The organism is Sphingomonas sp. FG14, from assembly GCF_057809675.1.
In genome coordinates this window covers 1-839 of sequence record NZ_JBMDKK010000058.1, presented here as the reverse complement: position 1 = coordinate 839, position 839 = coordinate 1, and the positions used below count along the sequence as shown (strand labels likewise).

The window sequence follows — 839 nt, the reverse complement described above, 5'->3', positions numbered from 1 at the left end:
TAGGGTCAGGACTCGTTGATCACAGCCAGAAGATAACGGTGGCAGCGAGGGCGACGGCAGAGAAGAAAGCGGTTGGGCAGCGATCGTAGCGGGTGGCGACGCGGCGCCAGTCCTTGAGGCGGCCGAACATGATCTCGATGCGGCTGCGGCGCCGGTAACGGCGCTTGTCGTATCTGACCGGCTCGTTGCGCGATCTGCGGCCCGGGATGCAGGGCTGGATGCCCTTGGCCTGGAGAGCGTCCCTGAACCAGTCGGCGTCATACCCGCGATCGCCGAGCAGCCACTGCGCCTTCGGCAGATCGTCGAGCAGCGCTGCCGCGCCGGTGTAGTCGCTGACCTGGCCCGCCGTCATGAAGAAGCTCAGGGGGCGGCCGTTCGCATCGGCGACGGCATGGAGCTTCGTGTTCATGCCGCCTTTGGTGCGGCCGATCAGGCGGCCGAGATCCCCTTTTTAACCCGCAGGCTCGATGCCGTGCGGTGAGCCTTCAAATAGGTCGCGTCGATCATGACGGTCTTCGGCTCGGCACTCGCCGCCGCCAGCCCCTCCATCATCCGCGTAAACACGCCCGCCTCGCCCCAGCGCTTCCACCGGTTATAGAGCGTCTTGTGCGGGCCGTAGTCGCTCGGCGCATCGCGCCAGCGCAGCCCGTTGCGGTTGACGAACACGATGCCGCTCAGCACCCGCCGGTCGTCCACCCTCGGCTTGCCGTGGCTCTTCGGAAAGAACGGCCGCAGCCGCGCCATCTGCTCGTCCGTCAGCCAAAACAGGTCGCTCATTCCGGTCTCCTTGCGGAGCCTGAATCAGATCGCGACGCTCACATCAATGGGTCCTGACCCTA

The 839-nt window shown here is 65.8% G+C and carries 1 protein-coding gene; it reads right to left on the bottom strand.

Annotated features, from left to right (window positions below; genetic code table 11):
* Window positions 1-19: 19 nt before the first annotated feature.
* Window positions 20-777 (bottom strand): IS5 family transposase gene (locus ACODTA_RS30315; RefSeq protein WP_489071409.1). Its coding sequence is split into 2 segments (ribosomal slippage): window positions 20-444 and window positions 444-777, totalling 759 coding nucleotides; the frame shifts between segments, so codons are not numbered across the junction.
* Between the last annotated feature and the right edge of the window lie 62 nt (window positions 778-839).